The following is an 18,855-nucleotide window of genomic DNA, read 5'->3' on the forward strand; positions in this document are numbered from 1 at the left end:
CGAGATTCCGGGTTCTCGCTTCGCGAGCCCCGGAATGACGTGAGTGAAGGGTATGCCCATGGCCTTCCGCAAACGCCGCGAAGCACTGCGATCGGTTCTGAGAGGATCAACCTGCATTCGCCCGGGCTCGGTCTATGACGCGACCTCGATCCGGATCGCGGAAGATCTCGGTTTCGAGCTCGGCATGTTCGGTGGCTCGGTGGCCTCGCTCGCCGTGCTCGGCGATCCCGACATTGCGCTGATCACGCTGACCGAATTCGCCGAGCAGGTACGCCGTATGTCGCGGGCGTCGCCCCTGCCGGTGCTGGTCGATGCCGACCATGGTTACGGCAACGCGCTCAATGTCCGTCGCACCGTCCAGGAAGTGGAAGCCGCTGGTGCGGCCGGCCTGACCATCGAGGATACGCTGCTGCCGCAGGCGTTCGGCCAGGCCAAGGCGCAGCTGATCTCGCTCGAGGAGGGCGTCGGCAAGATGAAGGCCGCGCTTGACGGCCGCAGCGATCCGTCGCTCGTCATCCTGGGCCGGACCGGCGCCGTCTCGATCACCGGTCTCGACGACGCGATCGCTCGAGCCAAAGCCTATGAGGCAGTCGGTGTCGATGGACTGTTCTTCACCGGCATCAAGTCGCGCGGCGAACTTGAGGCGCTCTCGGCGGCGACGACGCTGCCGATCGTGCTCGGCGGCGCACCGGAGGAGATGACCGCGCTGGACTATCTGGCTAGCCAGCGCGTCAGGATCGCGCTTCAGGGCCACGCGCCGTTCGCGGCCGCGACCCAGGCCGTCTACGAGACGCTGAAGGCGCTGCGCGAAGGAACCCCGCCGAAGAACCTCCAGGGCATTGCCTCGTCCGAACTGACCGGCCGCGTGATGCGCGAGGCGGAGACCAGGGCGCGCGGCGGCAAGTTCCTTGGCCTGAAGACATGAGCGGCGTGATCCGCCATGTCACCATCAGCGGCCGCGTGCAGGGCGTCGGCTACCGTGCCTGGGTCGACGAGCAGGCAAACTCGCGCGGCCTCGAAGGCTGGGTCCGCAACCGCCGCGATGGCAGCGTCGAGGCGGTGTTCGCCGGTCCGGACGACGTGGTCGCCGACATGATCGCGGCCTGCCGGCGTGGGCCATTCTCGGCGCGCGTCGACAGCGTGCAGGTAGATGCCGGCACGTCCGATCTCTTGAACCTACGTGGGGCAGGCGAGCGGTTCGCGTTCCTGCCGACGCTTTAAGCCGCCGAGATCACCAGCGCCTGAATCTTTCCCTCGATGGGACCGTTGCCGAAGCGGCGTGCCAACGCCTCTGCCACGCGCTGCGTCGCAGCCTCGAGGTCCGGTTGACCCTGCGCCTCGATCTCACCGCGCGTCGGCGTGCCCTGGCAGTAGGCGATGGCGGCATCCTGTGCCGAGCCCGCGGGACTGCGATGGGTGACCAGCTCGATCGCAATGTCGCGAAAGCCCGCGGCGGTCAGGTCGGCGCGAATGCACGCGGGATCGTGATAGCCGTGCGGCGTCCGCGCCATGAATTGCGGCGGATTGCGCGGAAACACCTGGTGCATCGTCTGCTGCATGACGTCGGCGAAATCGTTCTCCTCGATCTTGTCCCAGACGTTGAAGAAGAACCGTCCGCCGGGCCTGATCACCCGCCGCGCCTCGGCATAACCCTTGACGCGGTCAGGGAAGAACATCGCGCCGAACTGGCAGGCGACGATGTCGAAGCTCGCATCGGCAAACGGCAGTGACAGCGCGTCAGCCTGCTGCCAGCTGATGTTCGCGTTGCCCGCCAGGTGCGTCTTCGCCTGCGCCAGCATCGGTTCGTTGAGGTCGGTCGCGGTGATCCTTGTATCGGGCAATTCCATCGCCAGGACGGTCGTGACGGCGCCGGTGCCGGCCGCAATCTCCAGCAGGTCACGCGGCCGATGGCCCTTGATGCGTTGCGCGAGGTCGCGCGCATACGGCGCGAAGATCATCGGCACCATGAGCCGGTCGTAGAGCTGCGGGACGGATCCCGCGAATACCTTGTCGGAAAGGGGGGCCGTCATCATGCATTCCTTTGCAAAAAGGGAGAGCCGGTCAGGGCTGTCACGGGCAGAAGCCGCCTGCGAAGTATGGACCAGCGATCTGCCCGCGCCAACGCCGCGAATGATGCCGCAGCCCCTATGGAGCGGGACCTTGCCGTCGCCCTTGACTTCCGCTCCGTATTGCCTGATATTTCTGTTATGACAGAAATAACCGCCAGGAAGAAACTTCCCGCCGTCGTCGAGCGCTTCATCCTGCATTGGGGCGACATGGGCGACGAATGGGGCGTCAATCGATCGGTCAGCCAGATCCACGGGCTGCTCTACCTCGCCGAGGCGCCGATGACCGCGGAGGACATCGCGGACACCCTCGGCATGGCGCGCTCCAACGTCTCCAATTCGATCAAGGAGCTGTTGTCCTGGGGGTTGATCCGGCGGGTGCCGATCCTCGGCGACCGTCGCGACCATTTCGAGGCCGAGACCGACATCTGGGAAGTCGCCGCCAAGATCGCGGCCGGGCGCAAGGAGCGCGAGATCGATCCCGCGCTGGCGGCGCTGCGCGCCTGCGTCTCCGACGCGGCCGACGATCCCGCCATCAGCCCGCTCGCCAGCAAGCGGCTGAAGGAGATGCTGACATTCACCGAGCTGGTCGACCGCTGGTACACGCAGATGCTGAACGTGCCGCGGCCGCGCCTCGTCGCATTGGTCAAGCTCGGCGAGAAGATCGTTAGTTTCCTGCCGACAGGCAGAGCCAAATAGGGGCCGCGGCGTAACGGGAGTGTGCGATGGCGTCAGCAAGGATATCCACCTTAAAGACAGCGCCGGCTCCCGATACGAAACTGCTCGACGACCATCGCTTCCGCGCGTTGCTGTCGGACGAGGATTGGGGCCGCCTGCCGGTCGCGATCTGGCGGCGTTTCTCGAAGCGGTTCGAGGACGGCAACACCGTCGTCTATGTCGGCGAGGTCGAGGAAGCCTCGAGCAGCCGCGCCGGCTGGTGGCTGGCGCAGGTCGCACGGCTGATCGGCGGGCCGCTTCCGACGGGCACGGAGACCGGCGTGCCGATGATCGTCACCGTCACCGAGGACGCCGCCAGCGGTGGCCAGATCTGGACCCGGATCTGTGCGCGCCGTAACGGCTTCCCGCAGGTGATTCATTCCGCCAAGCGTTTTGCCGGGCCGACCGGGCTCGAGGAGTATGTCGGCTTCGGCGTCAGCATGGCGCTGCAGATCGCGGTCGAGCACGAAGCGCTGGTGTTTCACAGCGTCGGCTATTCGCTGCGGCTCGGGCCGTTTCGGATGCAATTGCCCGAATGGCTCACCCCCGGTGACCTCACCGTGACCCACTCCGATCTCGGCTGCGGCGACTTCCGCTTCACGCTCCAGATCATCCACCCGCGTTTTGGCCGGCTGATCCGTCAGTCCGCCGTGTTCAGGGAGGCTTCGTCATGACGCCGCTGCTTTGGACCCTCGTCGCCATCCAGATCGCGATGGGCGCCTTCGACACCTTCTATCACCACGAGTTCACCGAGCGACTCGCCTGGCGTCCCTCGCAGCGCGATGAGCTTCAGCTGCACAGCGTACGGAACATGCTTTATGCGCTGCTGTTCCTGGTGCTCGGCTGGCTCGAGGTGCACGGCATTCTCGCGATCGCCGTCATGGCCGTGCTGGTCGTCGAGGTCGTCATCACCTTGATGGATTTCGTCGAGGAGGATCTGAGCCGAAAGCTGCCGCCGAGCGAGCGGATCAACCATACGCTGCTCGCGATCAATTACGGCGCCATCCTTGTGCTGCTGGTACCGGTGCTGATCGGCTGGGCGATGCTGCCGACGGCTGTCGTGCCGGCCTATGCGGGTCTGCTCAGCCTGTTCGCAACGGCTGCGGCCTTCGGCGCCGCGCTGTTTGGTGTGCGCGACTTCGCCGCCGCCAGGCGGTTGGGACGGATGTCCAGCGTGCCGGCCGCCAGCTTGGTCGAGAAATTGCCGGCGCGGCAGACCGTGCTGGTCACCGGGGCGACCGGTTTCATCGGCAGCCGCCTGGTCGCAAGCCTCACCGCATCGGGCCATCAGGTGATTGCGCTGATTCGCAATCCGGCGAAGACCGAGACGCTGCCGCCGCCGGTGACGCTGATCACGAGCCTCGACCAGCTGTCTCCCGGCACAGGGATAGACGCCATCGTCAATCTCGCGGGCGAGCCGATCGGCAACGGTCTTTGGACGGAAGTCAAGCGCCGCAAGATCATCGCCTCGCGTATCGACATGACGGCCGAGGTCGTCAGGCTGATCGCACGGCTCGAACGCAAGCCGTCGGTACTGGTGAGCGGCTCCGCGATCGGCTGGTACGGTCTCTGGCAGGACCAGGTGCTGACCGAGTCGGCGAAATCCCATGCCTGCTTCAGTCACGAACTGTGCGAGGCCTGGGAGAATGCGGCGAAGGCGGCCGCCGATCACGGCGTGCGCGTGGCGTATTTGCGGATCGGTCTCGTGGTCGGCACCGACGGCGGCTTCATCACGCGGATGCTGACGCCGTTCGAGTTCGGTCTCGGCGGTCCGCTCGGCTCGGGCAAGCAGTGGATGTCGTGGATCGAGCGTGACGATCTGGTGCGCCTGATCGCGCATGTGGTCGCCAAGCCTGAGCTGTCCGGTCCGATCAACGCGACCGCGCCGATCCCTGTGACCAACACGAAATTCACCGAGGAGCTGGGGCGGCGCCTGCATCGGCCCGCGATCTTCCGTGTGCCGGCCTCGCTATTGCGTACCGTCGGCGGTGACTTCGCGAACGAGCTGTTGCTCGGCGGCCAGCGCGTGCTGCCGAACAAGGCGCTGAGCAACGGTTTTGTGTTTCGGCACGAGACTTTGCGCAGCGCGTTCGAGGCGATCTTGTAGAGGAGGGCGAGATGTCTGATGACGGTTGCCGTGCATTTGGAGGTTGGCTCGCCGGATGCGGAGCCGCAACAGCGGTTCTCTCTGGCGTTGCCCAGACGCTCCTGATGGTCGCATCCGGCGGCGACATCATGAGGCTGCTGGGGGGCGTCGTCGTGCTTCTGCTTCCCTCATCCCTGGTCTTTGTCACGACATGTCTGCTGACCGCGATTCCCGCAGCGATCGCGATCTGGCTAAGCGAGGAGTTCGAAATCCGATCCGCCGGGTTCTTCGCCAGCGCGGGCGCTGCGATCGGTGCGTTGAGCATCACGGTGCTGCTGCGGTCTCCGGCCGTCTGGACATCCGGACTTGTCTGGCTGTTCGCCGTAGCCGGATTTGTCGCGGGCCTGACCTACTGGTTTGTCGTGCGGGAGCTGGAAGCCGCCGAGCATTCCTTGTGATGCCACAGAGCCTGCCGCGCTACGTTGCAGACGCCACGCTCCGGAACGTCGCAGCCAGCGCCCGCAACGCCGCGAGCTTCGCGGGATCGCTGACCTTGGAATGCAGCATCACCTTTGACGCGCCGAGCCGCGGCAGCTTGTGTGTAGGTCCGATGTCGATCAAGCCCGGCGGCGCGATGCGGCGGACGAGCGGAGCGACGGCAAGGCCAGCGAGCGCGGCAGCCGCTACTGCGGTGACGCCGCCGCCGACGAAGCTTTCGGTCCACGCGATGCCGGCCTTGTCGAGCGATCGCACGGCTGACGCGCGCACCCCGCAGGGCGGTGCCAGCGTCGCGAGCGGCAGCGCATCGCCGCGCGGCCAGACGAAGCGCCTGGCGGCGAACCAGCCGAATTCGTCTTCAGTCAGCTTCTCGCCGCCGCGCCGGCTGCCTTCCTGGCGCACGATTACAGCGTCGAGCTCGCCTGCATCGTAGGCATCGAGCATCTCGCGCGAGAAGCCGATGGTCACGGCGAGCGCAAGCTGCGAGGCCATCGCGTGCAGCCGCTCCAGCAGCGGCACCAGCTCCGGACCCGCAGCGTGATCGCTGATCCCGAGCGTGAGCTGTTGCCGCGCCGGCCTCTCGCCCGACAACGCACGGTCATGCACCTCGATCAGCGCGCGGGCGTGGTGCAGGAACGCTGCGCCGTCGGCGGTCAGCCGCACCGCGCGCGGCGAGCGCTCGACCAGCCGCTTGCCGAGCACGATTTCGAGTCGTTGCAGTTTCATGCTGATCGCCGCCTGCGTGGTGCCGAGCGCTTCGGCTGCACGGGTGAAGCCCTGCAGCTCGGCGACGAGGAGGAAAGCCTGCACGGTGTCGATATCGAGCGTCGTCGTCATGATCAAGGATCGTTATCATTGCTATCCACATGGATAAGATACCAAGATGATGCGCAAAGGTCTAGCTAGAGGGGGCGCGATTGACCGCGCCAACCGAGTTTCAAGGAGACTGATCATGCCCCTCATCACCGTCACCTATGCGACCTCCCGCGAGAGGCCGTCGCTGAAGTCCGACATCGCCGCCGCCGTGTCAGAGTTGACCGCAGGGATCCTGCACAAGGACCCCAAGGTCACCGCAATCATCGTGAAGTCTGCCGATGCTGCCGACTGGTTCGCCGGCGGCAAGTCGCTCGCCGAGCAGGGGCTCGCGAGCTACTGGCTCGACGTCCATGTCAGCGAAGGCACCAACACGAAGGACGAGAAGGCGGCCTATCTTGCCGCGCTGTTCAAGCGGATGGGCGAGCTGCTCGGGCCGCTCCACACCGAGAGCTACGCCCATGTCGACGAGGTGAAGGGCGATGCCTACGGTTTCGGCGGGCTGACCCAGGAGCGCCGCTACATCGCCGGCAAGCTCGAGGTCGCGCCGCAGAAGGCGGCGTGAGCCTTAGACTGTTGCTTCCGGCAGGCGCGCCGCGGTGTCGCCGAACACCTCGGCAAATGCCTGCCGGAGCGCGATGTCGACATCGGCCATCGTGACCGGCAGCCCGAGATCGACCAGCGAGGTGACGCCGTAGCGCGGATCGACCACGCCGCAGGGCACGATGGCCTGGAAATGCGAGAGGTCGGGCTCGACATTGATCGCAATGCCGTGGAACGAGACCCAGCGGCGCAGCCTGACGCCGATCGCGCCGATCTTGTCCTCATGGCCCGGCCCCTTGTCAGGGCGTTTCACCCAGACCCCGACGCGGTCCTCGCGGCGCTCGCCGCGGACGTTGAAGGCGGCCAGCGTGCGGATGATCCATTCCTCCAGCGAAGCCACGTAGGCGCGCACGTCCGGCCGGCGCCGCTTGAGGTCGAGCATCACATAGGCCACGCGCTGGCCCGGGCCGTGATAGGTCACCTGGCCGCCGCGGCCGCTCTGGAAGGTCGGGAAGCGTGGGTCGAGCAGGTCGTCGGCCTTGCCGCTGGTGCCGGAGGTGTAGAGCGGCGGATGCTCGAGCAGCCAGACCAGTTCAGGCGCCGCGCGCTCGGCGATTGCCGCGACCCTTGCGTCCATTGCGGCGAGAGAATCGGGGTAGGGCACCGGCTGGTCGGAAATCCGCCACTCGACCGCTTCGCCGCCCGAAGGGCGCGCAAACGTCAAATCGAGGCTTTGGCGGTCGTTAACCATTAGCTAACCCTAACGTGGTCAGGTGAACCCACAATTTAGTTCCCGTTCGGCGGTTCAGAAGTGCCCACCCTCGATAAAGTCAGCGTAGATCTCATGGTGGTTCTCGGCACCACCACCATGCCGATTCACCAGGTCATGCGGCTGTCCCGCGGCGCCATCATCGAACTGGATGCCACCGAGGCCGACGAGGTCAAGATCCTCGCCAACAATCTGCCGGTGGCCAGCGGCGTCGTCTTGGTCGACCGCAACCGGATTGCGGTCGAGGTCAAGCAAATGCTGCCAAAATCTCCCGGCGTTCGCAGTTAATTCGCGCATTAATCGCCTTGTCCCTGCATGCATGATTTGTTACATGGCCCCGTCGATGCGGCGGCGCCTTAGGGTTCCATCCGGCATCCTAGCGCTCGTGGCGGAATTGGTAGACGCGCTGCCTTGAGGTGGCAGTGGGTAACACCGTGGGGGTTCGAGTCCCTCCGAGCGCACCACACCTCAGCTAATCCTTGAAATCGCTGGATTTTTCGGAGCGCGGCCGCTTGCTGGCCGTGCCGTTCCGGGCACGTCCCAGGGCAGTGCCGATGGGTGAGGTGAAGGGCATCCATCGATGCGGTCCTGTAACAGCAGTCAGGTAGATTCGCGGATGCATGGCCTTGCCGGTTTGGTGCTGCCGACCGGAGCCCGGCCGCTTCCCCGATCGCGCGGCCGCAAGCCTGCCTCACCCGGAGCCCCTGATGATCTTTGCCAGCTACGCCTACCGTGTCCTTTCCAACTTCGTGTTCCTGGGGCTGGTCTATTTCACGCTGAACCTGCTGGAGAAATACGAGCAGCGCGCGACGGTCGCGATTCTGGTCCTGGTCTATGCGACGATGCATGCCTTGTCGGGCCTGCGCTCGTTCTATTTCTTCCAGCGAATCGAGCGCCTCGAGGGCGAGACGCGGCGGCTCGCGGCTGCGGCCGGCGAGGGGCCCAATGCCGTGGCCTCGCGCAAGCAGATCGTCGCCGATGTCACCGAGCTCAGGCATGCCGGCGAGATCAAATCCTATATCGACATCTTCTTCCTGGCGCTGGTGATCCTGCTCTGCGTCGCCAAGATCGTGGCCAGCTAAAGCGCGATGAGATTGGGTCGAATCGTCATCGCGCCTTAGCTTGTTATTTGAGCATGATCTTTTCGGAAAACCGCTTCGCACTTTTCCGGATCATACTCTAGATCGCGCGCTAGTCGGGCACCCGCTTGCCGGCCGCCGAGGCCTCGGCGCGCGGGGTGCGCTTGGCGACGTGGAGCGACGCATTGCTCGCGGCCGGCGGCACGACACGCAGGGGCGCGCCGTGAAGCCGGCCATGCGCCGTAGCGGGGATTTGATGCGCGGCCTGCTTCGGATGCCTGGCCTGGCGCGCCGAGATCGCCTGCGCGCGCGGCGCGCCGACGCCGGGGACAGCTGTCGCGCGCTGGGCGAGGCGGCGGTTGGCAGCGGAGCGGGCCGCGAGCAGGGTCAGGTCCAGCGCTTCGGGAACGCGAAACACATCAGCCGCCGGGACCGGCAATGTCGAGACCGACGCGAGCTGGGTGAGCTGCGGCTGCGGCCACGGTGTGCGGACGGATGCGCCGACGCGCGCGCGCTGCGCGTGATCGAGGATGTCGGCATCGCGCCAATCCATGTCGGCAAACACCGGGGCCGGCAGTGTCCGCGTCGCGGTGAACACGAAGTTCGGAATTTTTGGCCAGCGGGTGATCGCGACATTCTCGGTCGGCGGACGCATGAACCATTGCTGCGGCTCGGTCGGCGTCGGCGGGCGGTCCGCCGTGGCGGGCACGACATGGACGATGCGGTAGCCGCGCTCCTTGAGCGTGTTGAGGATGCGCGGCAGCGCCGCGACGGTGCGCGGCTGGATGTCGTGCAGCAGCAGGATGCCCTTGTGCTTGGCCTCGATCCGCTGGATCGCAAGATCGTAGACCCGCTGCGGCGAGATGTGGCGCCAGTCGTCGGCCGGGAAGTCGGCGCTCCAGACCTGGATGCCCTGTGACGCCAGATAGGCTTCGGGGATCTCGGCGCGCATCAGGCCGGGGATCCGGAAGAACGGCGCCAGCTTGCTCCTGTCGCCGTTGAGCGCCGCGAGCGTCGAGGCGATGCCGTCGTCGACTTCCTGCCGCACCCGCTCGAGCGGCATCTTGTTCATCGTCAGTGGATGGTTCTGGCTGTGCGTGCCGACGGTATGCCCGGCGGCGATCAGCTTGCGCACGCCCTCCGGATTGAACCTGGCCTGGGAGCCGATGGTGAAGAAGGTCGCCTTGACGCACTGGCTGGCGAGAATGGCCAGCACCTGGTTGCTGTATTTCGGCAGCGGTCCGTCGTCGAAGGTCAGCACCACCTCGTGATCGGCGAGCGGCAGCGTCTCCGGATACTGCATGGTGCCGATCCGCGGATGCGCCGTGGGATCGACGACGAGGGTCCGCGAGGTGCCGAGGGCGTTGGGGTTACCCGGGCAGTCCGCGGCGAGGCCGGCCTGCGGCGCCATGAAGCAGCAGCCCAGCAGCGCCGCGCCGATCGCGGTCCGCGACCGCTTCCAGATCATCACCAGGACGTTTGCAATCATCGAATCTCGGCCGCAATCCAAACGCACTGACGAATCCTTAGGTGCGGCCCCATGAATGCCGCCTTAACGGTCTGTAATCCACCTTGGGTCCCGGGTTCAATGTGTCCGGTCAGACACGGTCTTCATCGCCGCCGGGACGATGTGGACGATGTGATAATTATGCTCCTGCAGGTACCGTAAGAAGGCGGGCAGCATCTCGGCCGTCCGCATTTGCGGATCATGCAGCAGGATAATTCCCTTGCGATGGCCCTCGAGCCGCCCGGTGAGCAGCTTGAGTTCCTCCTCGGGGGTCATCTTGTTCCAGTCGCTGGCCCAGAAATCGGCTCCGAACACCGCGATACCGCGCTTTTCCAGGTGGCCCAGCAGGGCGGGCGTCGACTCGAAATACGGGAACCGGAAGAACGGCGTGCTCGGGACCGTGCTTGCGGTGCCGCGCAGGGCCGTCTGGACCGCTTCGATTCCTCGGTTGATGTTCGCCTCGGCGTGATCCGCCGGCATCTTGTTGAGATGCGGGTGGTCCCAGCTGTGATAGCCGATACTGTGGCCGAGGCGCGCGATCTTGCGGACCATATCGGGATGATCGGCCGCATTGCGGCCGACCATGAAGAAGGTGGCCTGCACGCATTCGGTCGCCAGCGCCGTCAGCACCTTGTCGGTGATGCCAGGTGTCGGCCCGTCGTCGAAGGTCAGCACGACCTCGCCATCCCGTAGCGGCAGGGTCTGCGGAAAGCTCTTCAGCCCGACGCGCGGATAGGTCGCAGGGTCGACCTCGAGCACACGCGAGGTGCCGAGCGCGTCCTTGCGCGGGCATTCGGCGGCCTGCGCCGAGCCGATTAGCGCTACAGGTGCGAGCGCGATCAGCGCCGCGACAATGTTCAGGATCGGTCGCGGTGCGCTCGACATCTTTCTCATTGCACTGGGCCCCACCGATTAGGTAATCCGTTCCGCACTCATCCAACCAGTTTTTCTCCTCCTGTCAAACCGGCGAAACACGGCATGGCCGAGAATATCGACGTTGCCGAACCCGCCGAGGCCGACCCGCTGGCTCAGATGCCGATGCGGGACGAAGAGGGCCAGCTCCGCCCCGAATTCGTCGCTGGCATCACCCGGGCCATCCATGCCGCGGACCGGCCCCTGTTGTGCGAGGTGGTGGCGGAACTGCATGAGGCCGATCTCGGCGACCTGATCGCGGCGCTGGAGCCGGACGACCGCGTCACGCTGGTCGAGATCACCGGCACGGACTTCGACTTCTCGGCGCTCAACGAGGTCGACGAGACGGTCCGCGAGGAGATCCTCGAGGAGCTCGAACCGGAGACCGTTGCAGAAGGCGTCCGCGAGCTCGAATCCGACGACGCCGTCGAGCTGCTGGAAAGCCTCGATGAGGAGGACCAGGAAGAGATCCTGGAGAAGCTGCCGGCAGCCGAACGCGAGGACATCGAACGCAGCCTGCTGTATCCGGAGAATTCCGCCGGCCGGCGGATGCAGACCGAATTCATCGCGGTGCCGCCGGACTGGAATGTCGGGCAGGCGATCGACTACATGCGCGACACGCCCGACCTGCCGGACCGCTTCTACGAGATCTATGTGGTCGACGCCGAGAGGCACCTGCTCGGCGCGGTGCCGCTCGACGCGCTGCTGCGCACGCGCCGCCCGGTTCCGGTCAAGGACCTGATCGACGAGGACCGTCGCCGGGTCTCCGCGCTGGAGGACCAGGAAGAGGTCGCGCGGATGTTCGGCAAGTACAATCTGGTCGCAGCGCCCGTGGTCGACACTACCGAGCGGCTGGTCGGCGTGATCACCATCGACGACGTCGTCGACGTGATCGAGGAGGAGGCCGACGAGGACCTCAAGGCGCTCGGCGGCGTCACCCATCCCGAAGAGCTGTCCGACACGGTCTGGACCATCGCGCGCGGCCGCTTCAACTGGCTCCTGGTCAATCTCGCCACCGCGTTCCTGGCCTCCTCGGTGCTCGGCCTGTTCGAAGGTCAGCTCGAGAAGATGGTGGCGCTCGCAGTGCTGGCGCCGATCGTAGCGAGCCAGGGCGGCAATGCCGCGACCCAGACCATGACGGTCGCGGTGCGCGCGCTCGCCACCCGCGAGCTCGGTGCGTTCAACGCGATGCGCGTGGTGCTGCGCGAGACCATGGTCGGGCTGGTCAACGGTGTCGCCTTTGCCGTCATCACGGGCGTTGCCGCGGTGGCCTGGTTCAAGATCCCCGGCCTCGGCATCGTGATCGGGCTTGCCATCATCTGCAACCTGGTCGCCGGCGCACTCGGCGGCATCCTGATCCCGATGGTGCTGGAACGGGTGCGCGCCGATCCCGCGGTCGCCTCCGGCACCTTCGTCACGACCGTTACCGACGTGGTCGGCTTCTTCTCATTCCTCGGCATCGCCACGCTGTGGTTCGGGCTGAAATGAGCCAGCACGCGCGGGCGGGCTTATCGTTAATCGCGCCTTAACGGGGTTGGCGGATGATGCTCCTATCTCCAAGGGGGCCATCACGGGGGCCATCATGCAGCGGTTGCGGCTCAAGGCGGACGGACGGATCGTCGAATTGCGCGACGGGCAGGAAATCCCGCTCGTGCCGCACCCGGCCGAGGCGGCGATGCAGCCTTCGACCTCGCAACCGGCCGTGCGCGATCTGCGCCGCCGCGCCCAGCTCACCCAGCTCGAATTCGCCGCCAAGCTCGGCGTGCCGGTTGAGACCATCCGCAACTGGGAGCAGGGCAAGCGCGCCCCGCGAGGACCGGCCCGCGCGCTGCTCGCGGTGATCGCCCATTCACCGGAGACGGTGTTCGCCGCGCTGTCGAGCGAGCCGACGGCGGCTTAAACTGGCGCGGCGTTCTTCGCCATCATTGCCGCAAACTCGGTGTCGTCCCTGCGAAAGCAGGGACCCATACTCAGCGGCCCGTGTTGTGAACGGGACTCGTCGTTCGAGCGTGGCGCAACAACACCGATCTGTGGTTATGGGGCCCTGTTTTCGCAGGGACGACACGGAGTGTGTTCACGATCGGTGAGTCAAATTTCTCGAAGAGGGCGCAGGGAAAGCCGGGTGCCGATCGCTGCGTCATGGGACTTGCCAGCAAAGCGGTTTGGCCGTTTTAATCAAGGGATTGCAGCACGTTATTTTTGAACCGTGGATTTCCCATGAAGGCGATCGAGCAGATTATTGCCGGCTATGTATTGTTGAAGAATCGTCAAGCGCTGGAAGAGCTCAGGGACCACCGCCAACGACTGTTGGACGGTGTTCAAGCCTACAGCGTCCCTGGCTTCAAGCCGTCGGTCGTGAATGACACGCTTCGCGAGGAGATCGAGCTCATCGAAGCGGCTTTGGCTCGCTTCGACGGGGACGCATAATTGCGACCGCGCGGAGCGTTTGCGGTGAAGGTCCCCAGGCTGCCTTAGGAGCGCCGGCTTCTGCCGACGACAGCCTGATGGCGTCGCGACGGCGCGGGCGCCCGCGAGTGACCGGCGCGGGCCCGCGATGCGGTCACATCGATCAGCCGCAGCAGGGCTGTTCGGCTTTCGGGGCGCAGCAGGATTGCTGCTCCCGCAGCCATCGGTCGCGCGGCTTGCAACTCGACGGACGCGCCGAGAGATAGACGCGGATCGCGGTGTCGCCGGCTTCCATGCGCTCCGCGCGATAGATTTGCATCGGCCGCACGCCGTCGCTCACCTCGAAGGTCAGCTTGGCCTGCGGATCGAAGCCGACGGCCTCATCGACCTTGCGGATGATCGCGAGGAATTTTCCAGCCGGCATGTGACCGCGGTTTTCCTCCTCGATGTCCCAGAGCTGAATGAAGGTCTCGCTCCAGCTCTCGGGGTTCGCGCCGCAATCGAGCCCTCTGAACGAGCCGGTCTTGACTTCGGTCACGTGATAGCTGGGGCGGACATCCCGGCCGTCGTAGCTGAAGATCAGCGGCTTCTCCTTGTGCGCCTCGAGGCTGGAAAGCAGCGCCGCAGCTGACAGCTCGTCCACCGGGAGCAGGGCGCCGACGAGCGATCGGGTATTGGCAAGCGTGTTCATGGCTGCTATCCTCATTTCAATGATTGTTGAATTGTAGGATTATCGAAAGATGGAGGAGCGTCAAGCCCGAACCGCCTTCGCCGCACTGTCGCAGGAAACGCGGCTGCGGATCGTGCGGCTCTTGGTCCAGGCCGGTCCCGATGGAATGGCGGCAGGGGCGATTGCCGAGGCGGTCAATGTATCGCCATCCAACGTCTCGTTCCATCTGAAGGACCTCGAGCATGCCGGCATGATCGTGCCGCGTCGTGAGGCGCGTTCGATCATCTACTCGGCGGATTTCACCGGTCTGCGCGATCTCATCGCCTTCCTGATGAAGGATTGCTGCGCGGGCCACCCGGAAATCTGCGCGCCGGCGCTCGCCGATGTTCAGTGCCGGCCCTCCACGGCCAAGAAGAAGGCGCGCGCCTGATGCCTGGCTTCGACCTGCCGCGGCGGCTCGTGGCCGAGGGCCTCGGCACCTTGCTTCTGGTCGCAACCGTCGTCGGCTCCGGCATCATGGCCGAGACCTTGACCAGGGACGTGGCGTTGGCGCTGCTCGGCAACACCCTTCCGACCGGCGCCATTCTGGTGGTGCTGATCACGATCCTCGGACCGATATCCGGCGCGCATTTCAATCCGGCGGTCACGCTGGTGTTCATGCTCAGGGGCGAACTCCGTCCACCGCACGCCGCGCAGTATCTCGCAGCGCAGGTGCTCGGCGGAATCCTCGGCGCAATGATTGCGCACGCCATGTTCGGCCTGCCGCTATTGGAGTTCTCGGCCAAGGCAAGGACGGGATTCCCGCAATGGCTTGCCGAGTTCGTCGCGGCGTTCGGGCTGGTCGCAACGATCATCGGTGGCCTGCGGTTTCGTGAGGCCGCGATTCCGTGGCTGGTCGGGCTCTACATCACGGCCGCGTACTGGTTCACCGCATCCACGTCTTTCGCCAATCCGGCGGTTGCCATCGCGCGGTCATTCACCAATACGTTCTCCGGCATCCGTCCGCAGGATCTGCCGGGATTTATCGTCGCCGAAATTCTCGGGGCCATGGTCGCGCTCGCACTGACGACATGGCTGTTGCGGCAGACCGAAACGAAGATGGAAGAAATCCGATGACGATCACGATCTACCACAATCCCGATTGCGGGACGTCGCGCAACACCCTGGCCATGATCCGCCAAAGCGGGGAGGAGCCCGAGATCGTCGAATATCTCAAGACGCCGCCTTCGCACGACACGCTGGTCTCGCTGATCGCTGCGATGGGTATGACACCGCGCGCGCTGCTGCGCGAGAAGGGCACGCCCTATGCCGCGCTCGATCTCGCCAATCCGAAATGGAGCGACGACGAATTGATCGACTTCATGATGGCGCATCCGATCCTGATCAACCGGCCGATCGTGGTCTCGCCCAAGGGGGTGAAGCTGTGCCGGCCGTCCGAGGCCGTGCTTGATCTTCTCGCCACTGACATTGGCCAATTCGTCAAGGAAGACGGAGAAGTGGTTCCACCCCGGACGTCGGGTGCGCGCGCCGGATGAGCCGCCGTGCAGACAATGTCCTGATCGTCGCGCTCGGGACCACGCAAACCCTGGCCTGGGCGTCGAGCTACTATCTGCCCGCGATTCTCGCGGACCCGATTGCGCGCGACCTCGGCATATCCACGAACTGGCTGTTCGCCGCGTTCTCGATGGCGCTGGTGATCTCAGGACTGCTCGGTCCGCGCGTCGGCCGCCAGATCGACCGCATGGGCGGCCGCGAAGTGCTTTGCGCCTCCAATCTGATTCTGGCATCCGGCCTGATCCTGCTCGGGCTTTCTCAGGGCGTCGTTCTGATGGCTGTGAGCTGGCTATTGCTCGGCGTCGGCATGGGCCTCGGCCTTTATGATGCGGCGTTCGCCGCGCTTGGGCGGATCTACGGCAACAGCGCGCGCCGCTCCATCACGGGCATTACCCTGATCGCGGGATTTGCCAGCACGATCGGCTGGCCGCTCACCGCGTGGGGCCTCGCAACCATCGGCTGGCGCTGGACCTGCTTCGGCTGGGCGGCGGCGCACATCCTGATTTGCCTGCCGCTCAACGCCTTCATGGTCCCCAAGCTGAAGAGCGAGCACCGGATCGCAGCCGACGCGCCGAAACCGCATATCCCAATCGACCGCGCGATGGTGCTGCTGGCCTTTGCCTTCGCGGCCGCCTGGAGCGTCACGTCGGCGATGGCGGTTCACTTGCCGCGAATTCTTGAGTCGTTGGGCGCGACGCAAACCCAGGCGATCGCGGCGGGTGCATTAATCGGCCCGGCGCAGGTGGCGGCGCGCATTGTCGAAGCGAGCCTGTTGAAGCGCTTCCACCCACTCTGGTCGGCGCGGCTCGCCTGCATCACGCATCCCTTGGGAGCCTGCGTCATCGGCCTGTTCGGCGGAGGCTTCGCCGGCATCTTCGCGCTGCTGCATGGCGCCGGAAACGGCATCCTGACGATCGCGCGCGGCACGCTGCCGCTCGCGATCTTCGGTCCAAAGGATTACGGCTACCGGTTGGGGCTGCTCGGCGCGCCGTCGCGATTGTCCCAGGCGATCGCGCCCCTGCTATTCGGTTTCCTGATCTCACCGCTCGGCGGCTATACGCTCGCGGTCACATCGGCGCTCAGCCTAGCCGCGCTGCTGGCGTTGTTCGCACTCAAGGCCGAACCGCAGGCCCCCTCGCTGTAGCGTCGCGCCCTTTCATCCGCCGAACCGTTTCGATGAAGGCCTTGATGATCGGGGAGTGGCCGCGCCCGCTGTGATGGGCGATGCTGTACTGGGTCTTGATGGTGCGGTCGCTGATCTCGAGCGCGCGCAGGTTCGGGTGCGGCACGAATTCGAAGTCGGCGACCACGCTGATGCCGAGGCCGCGCTCGACCGCCTTCCAGACGCCCTCGCGGCTCTCGATCTCGAACACCGGCTCGATGCTGATGCCCTCGGCCTGCATCGTCGCCTCGAAGGCGCGCCGGGTGGTCGAGCCGCGTTCGCGCAGCACGATCGGCTGGTCGGCCAGCTCGCGCAGTTTCACCGATTTCCGCTTGAACCAGGAATGGTCGCGGTTGACGAACACGATCACGCGGTGGGTGCGGTAGGGGATCATGGTGACGCGCGGATCCTCCGGCACTTCCGCCAGGATCGCGACGTCGGCCTCGAAGTCGACGATGTGGCGAAGCGTGCGTTCGGAATTGCCGAGCAGGGTCGAGATCTGCACCTCGGGATGATCGCGCTTGAACGCGGCGATGATCTCGGTGGCGTGAAACGGCCCGACGGTTGCGACCCGCAAATGGCCCTTGGTCGCCTTTCCATGCGCGGCCAATAGCTCGTGCGCCTCGTCGCAGAACGTCATGATGCCGCGGGTGATCTCGAACAGCGCGCTGCCTGCCTCGGTGAGCTCGGTGTGCCGCGGCTTGCGGATCAGAAGCTCGACGCCGTAGGTCTCCTCCAGCTCCTTGACCTGGATAGTCAGCGTCGGCTGCCCGACATTGAGCACGCGCGAGGCCGCGGTGAAGCCGCCATGGGCGGCGACCGCATGGAAGGCGCGCAGCTGGCTGAACACTATTGACATAATCAATAGAACGCATCCGTAGAATGAATTTGTCAATAGCAGCCGGCGCCGTACCTTCGCGCCAAATGGAGGACGCGTGGATGGCCTGGACTTATTCAAACCCGGTAAGAGTTGAATTCGGAGCCGACAGCTTCGACAAATTACCGGCGCTGATCGGCAAGCGCGCCTATGCGCTCGTGACCTACAGCGAGCCGTTCTTCGACGAACTCGAGCGGCGGCTGCGCGCGGCGGCGGGCGCTTCCGTCCTGACCATCCGCGATGTTGCGCCCAATCCGGACTATCGCCTGCTCACCGAGCAGACCGCGCGCTTTGCCGGGCTCGCCAAACAGCCCGAGGTGATCGTCGCGCTCGGCGGCGGCTCGGTGATCGATTCCGCAAAAGTGTTCGCTGCGGCCGGCGGCGACTTCTCGACCGTCAAAACCTATCTGGAGACGCAGCAGGGCGCCGAGCGGCTTTCGGCGATCCCGATCATCGCGGTGCCGACCACCGCCGGCACCGGCAGCGAGGTGACGTGCTGGGGCACTGTGTGGGACGAGGCCAGTGGCAAGAAATACTCGCTGGCGCGTCCGTCGCTCTATCCGACCCATGCGGTGATCGATCCGCGCCTGATGCTCGGCAAGCCGCAGCTTCTCACCATCAGCACCGGGCTCGACGCGCTGTCGCATGCGCTGGAGAGCATCTGGAACGTCAACAACAATCCGGTGTCGGCCAACCATGCGGTGGCGGCGGCGCGCGGCGTTCTCGACGTGCTGCCCAAGCTCGCCAATGATCTCGGCAATCTCGAGCTGCGCAGCCGCATGGCGCAGGCGGCACTGTTTGCGGGGCTGGCGTTCTCCAACACCAAGACGGCGATCGCGCATTCGCTGTCCTATCCGATCACGCTACGGCACGGCGTGCAGCACGGCATTGCGTGCTCGTTCTCGCTCCCGATGGTGCTGCGCAGCGTCAAGGGGACGGGCGGTCTCTGCGAGGACAGCTTGAAGCAGATCTTCAGCGCCGACCTGGCGCGGGCCGCCGACGATCTCGAGGATTTCATGGCGCGGCTCGGCATCTCCTGCAATCCGGCCGCCTACAGGATCGAGCGCAGCGAGTGGCACGCGCTGATCGCGGACTCGCTTGAGGGCGAGCGCGGCCGCAACTTCCTGGGCTCGAAGGAACGGCTGATCGAGGCATCGCAGACGCTGCGCATGCCGAGCGCGGCGAGCGCGTGACGA

General features: G+C 65.5%; 24 protein-coding genes and 1 tRNA gene. 18 read left to right on the forward strand and 7 right to left on the reverse strand.

Annotation, left to right across the window (positions count from 1 at the left end):
* The first annotated feature begins 58 nt into the window (after positions 1-58).
* Positions 59-925: an oxaloacetate decarboxylase gene (locus XH92_RS21450; protein ID WP_194460935.1), complete on the forward strand. Its 867-nt coding sequence runs from the start codon at positions 59-61 to the stop codon at positions 923-925.
* Positions 922-1,221: an acylphosphatase gene (locus tag XH92_RS21455; RefSeq protein ID WP_194460936.1), complete on the forward strand. Its 300-nt coding sequence runs from the start codon at positions 922-924 to the stop codon at positions 1,219-1,221. The genes XH92_RS21450 and XH92_RS21455 overlap by 4 nt, the downstream gene beginning before the upstream one ends.
* Here XH92_RS21455 and XH92_RS21460 read toward each other — a convergent pair.
* On the reverse strand, positions 1,218-2,030 hold the full coding sequence (locus XH92_RS21460; protein ID WP_194460937.1) for a class I SAM-dependent methyltransferase: 813 nt from the start codon (positions 2,028-2,030) through the stop codon (positions 1,218-1,220). The genes XH92_RS21455 and XH92_RS21460 overlap by 4 nt on opposite strands.
* A gap of 177 nt (positions 2,031-2,207) precedes the next feature.
* On the opposite strand from XH92_RS21460, the gene XH92_RS21465 reads away from it, so the two are divergent.
* The 4 genes from XH92_RS21465 (at position 2,208) to XH92_RS21480 (ending at position 5,327) form a co-directional block, all read left to right on the forward strand.
* A complete protein-coding gene (locus XH92_RS21465) occupies positions 2,208-2,765 on the forward strand; it encodes a GbsR/MarR family transcriptional regulator (RefSeq protein WP_194460938.1) in 558 nt (185 codons plus the stop codon).
* A gap of 26 nt (positions 2,766-2,791) precedes the next feature.
* Complete coding sequence (locus tag XH92_RS21470; RefSeq protein ID WP_194460939.1) at positions 2,792-3,457, forward strand: DUF4166 domain-containing protein; 666 nt, start codon at positions 2,792-2,794, stop codon at positions 3,455-3,457.
* On the forward strand, positions 3,454-4,890 hold the full coding sequence (locus XH92_RS21475; RefSeq protein WP_194460940.1) for a TIGR01777 family oxidoreductase: 1,437 nt from the start codon (positions 3,454-3,456) through the stop codon (positions 4,888-4,890). Before XH92_RS21470 ends, XH92_RS21475 begins: the two co-directional genes overlap by 4 nt.
* Positions 4,891-4,994: 104 nt before the next feature.
* Positions 4,995-5,327, forward strand: coding sequence for a hypothetical protein (locus XH92_RS21480; protein ID WP_194460941.1), 333 nt, complete (start codon positions 4,995-4,997; stop codon positions 5,325-5,327).
* Between the two features lie 19 nt (positions 5,328-5,346).
* On the opposite strand, the gene XH92_RS21485 is transcribed toward XH92_RS21480, so the two are convergent.
* Positions 5,347-6,204 (reverse strand): LysR family transcriptional regulator, encoded by an 858-nt coding sequence (locus XH92_RS21485; protein ID WP_194460942.1) that lies wholly within the window; start codon positions 6,202-6,204, stop codon positions 5,347-5,349.
* 115 nt (positions 6,205-6,319) lie between these two features.
* Here XH92_RS21485 and XH92_RS21490 point away from each other — a divergent pair, with 115 nt between their 5' ends.
* Positions 6,320-6,745, forward strand: coding sequence for a 4-oxalocrotonate tautomerase family protein (locus XH92_RS21490; protein WP_194460943.1), 426 nt, complete (start codon positions 6,320-6,322; stop codon positions 6,743-6,745).
* Positions 6,746-6,748: 3 nt separating this feature from the next.
* On the opposite strand, the gene lipB is transcribed toward XH92_RS21490, so the two are convergent.
* On the reverse strand, positions 6,749-7,474 hold the full coding sequence (gene lipB, locus XH92_RS21495; RefSeq protein ID WP_194460944.1) for a lipoyl(octanoyl) transferase LipB: 726 nt from the start codon (positions 7,472-7,474) through the stop codon (positions 6,749-6,751).
* Between the two features lie 60 nt (positions 7,475-7,534).
* Between lipB and XH92_RS21500 the strand changes: the two genes are divergently transcribed.
* The 3 genes from XH92_RS21500 to XH92_RS21510 all read left to right on the forward strand — a co-directional run bounded on the left by XH92_RS21500 (position 7,535) and on the right by XH92_RS21510 (position 8,574).
* Positions 7,535-7,780, forward strand: coding sequence for a FliM/FliN family flagellar motor switch protein (locus XH92_RS21500; RefSeq protein ID WP_021080574.1), 246 nt, complete (start codon positions 7,535-7,537; stop codon positions 7,778-7,780).
* A gap of 91 nt (positions 7,781-7,871) precedes the next feature.
* Positions 7,872-7,956 (forward strand) — tRNA-Leu (locus XH92_RS21505).
* 243 nt (positions 7,957-8,199) lie between these two features.
* Positions 8,200-8,574, forward strand: a complete 375-nt coding sequence (locus XH92_RS21510) for a hypothetical protein (RefSeq protein ID WP_194460945.1) — start codon at positions 8,200-8,202, stop codon at positions 8,572-8,574.
* A gap of 109 nt (positions 8,575-8,683) precedes the next feature.
* Here XH92_RS21510 and XH92_RS21515 read toward each other — a convergent pair whose 3' ends face one another.
* Both XH92_RS21515 and XH92_RS21520 read right to left on the reverse strand, forming a co-directional pair.
* Positions 8,684-10,060 (reverse strand): polysaccharide deacetylase family protein, encoded by a 1,377-nt coding sequence (locus XH92_RS21515; protein WP_194460946.1) that lies wholly within the window; start codon positions 10,058-10,060, stop codon positions 8,684-8,686.
* Between the two features lie 96 nt (positions 10,061-10,156).
* Entirely contained in the window at positions 10,157-10,972 is an 816-nt protein-coding gene (locus tag XH92_RS21520) for a polysaccharide deacetylase family protein (protein ID WP_194460947.1), read from the reverse strand.
* A gap of 84 nt (positions 10,973-11,056) precedes the next feature.
* Between XH92_RS21520 and mgtE the strand changes: the two genes are divergently transcribed.
* The 3 genes from mgtE (at position 11,057) to XH92_RS21535 (ending at position 13,417) form a co-directional block, all read left to right on the forward strand.
* Positions 11,057-12,478, forward strand: a complete 1,422-nt coding sequence (gene mgtE, locus XH92_RS21525; protein ID WP_194460948.1) for a magnesium transporter — start codon at positions 11,057-11,059, stop codon at positions 12,476-12,478.
* Between the two features lie 94 nt (positions 12,479-12,572).
* Positions 12,573-12,890: a DNA-binding transcriptional regulator gene (locus XH92_RS21530; RefSeq protein ID WP_194460949.1), complete on the forward strand. Its 318-nt coding sequence runs from the start codon at positions 12,573-12,575 to the stop codon at positions 12,888-12,890.
* Between the two features lie 317 nt (positions 12,891-13,207).
* Positions 13,208-13,417, forward strand: a complete 210-nt coding sequence (locus XH92_RS21535; protein WP_194460950.1) for a hypothetical protein — start codon at positions 13,208-13,210, stop codon at positions 13,415-13,417.
* A 142-nt stretch (positions 13,418-13,559) separates the two neighbouring features.
* Here XH92_RS21535 and XH92_RS21540 read toward each other — a convergent pair whose 3' ends face one another.
* Positions 13,560-14,087, reverse strand: a complete 528-nt coding sequence (locus tag XH92_RS21540) for a DUF6428 family protein (protein ID WP_194460951.1) — start codon at positions 14,085-14,087, stop codon at positions 13,560-13,562.
* A gap of 49 nt (positions 14,088-14,136) precedes the next feature.
* On the opposite strand from XH92_RS21540, the gene XH92_RS21545 reads away from it, so the two are divergent.
* From XH92_RS21545 to XH92_RS21560, 4 genes are read left to right on the forward strand one after another with little or no spacing between them, the layout of a single operon-like run.
* Positions 14,137-14,496 (forward strand): helix-turn-helix transcriptional regulator, encoded by a 360-nt coding sequence (locus XH92_RS21545; RefSeq protein ID WP_194460952.1) that lies wholly within the window; start codon positions 14,137-14,139, stop codon positions 14,494-14,496.
* Positions 14,496-15,182: an MIP/aquaporin family protein gene (locus XH92_RS21550; RefSeq protein ID WP_194460953.1), complete on the forward strand. Its 687-nt coding sequence runs from the start codon at positions 14,496-14,498 to the stop codon at positions 15,180-15,182. The genes XH92_RS21545 and XH92_RS21550 overlap by 1 nt, the downstream gene beginning before the upstream one ends.
* On the forward strand, positions 15,179-15,601 hold the full coding sequence (gene arsC, locus XH92_RS21555) for an arsenate reductase (glutaredoxin) (RefSeq protein WP_194460954.1): 423 nt from the start codon (positions 15,179-15,181) through the stop codon (positions 15,599-15,601). Before XH92_RS21550 ends, arsC begins: the two co-directional genes overlap by 4 nt.
* Positions 15,598-16,764, forward strand: coding sequence for an MFS transporter (locus XH92_RS21560; RefSeq protein WP_194460955.1), 1,167 nt, complete (start codon positions 15,598-15,600; stop codon positions 16,762-16,764). Before arsC ends, XH92_RS21560 begins: the two co-directional genes overlap by 4 nt.
* Here the strand turns inward: XH92_RS21560 and XH92_RS21565 are convergent.
* Positions 16,733-17,641 carry a LysR substrate-binding domain-containing protein gene (locus tag XH92_RS21565; protein WP_194461366.1) on the reverse strand — a complete coding sequence of 303 codons (909 nt, stop codon included), beginning with the start codon at positions 17,639-17,641 and terminating at the stop codon, positions 16,733-16,735. The two genes, XH92_RS21560 and XH92_RS21565, sit on opposite strands and share 32 nt — an antisense overlap.
* Before the next feature lie 80 nt (positions 17,642-17,721).
* On the opposite strand from XH92_RS21565, the gene psrA reads away from it, so the two are divergent.
* On the forward strand, positions 17,722-18,852 hold the full coding sequence (gene psrA / locus XH92_RS21570; RefSeq protein WP_194460956.1) for an iron-containing alcohol dehydrogenase PsrA: 1,131 nt from the start codon (positions 17,722-17,724) through the stop codon (positions 18,850-18,852).
* The last annotated feature ends 3 nt before the right edge of the window (positions 18,853-18,855 follow it).

The organism is Bradyrhizobium sp. CCBAU 53421, assembly GCF_015291625.1.
In the GTDB taxonomy this organism is placed as follows: Bacteria; Pseudomonadota; Alphaproteobacteria; order Rhizobiales; family Xanthobacteraceae; genus Bradyrhizobium.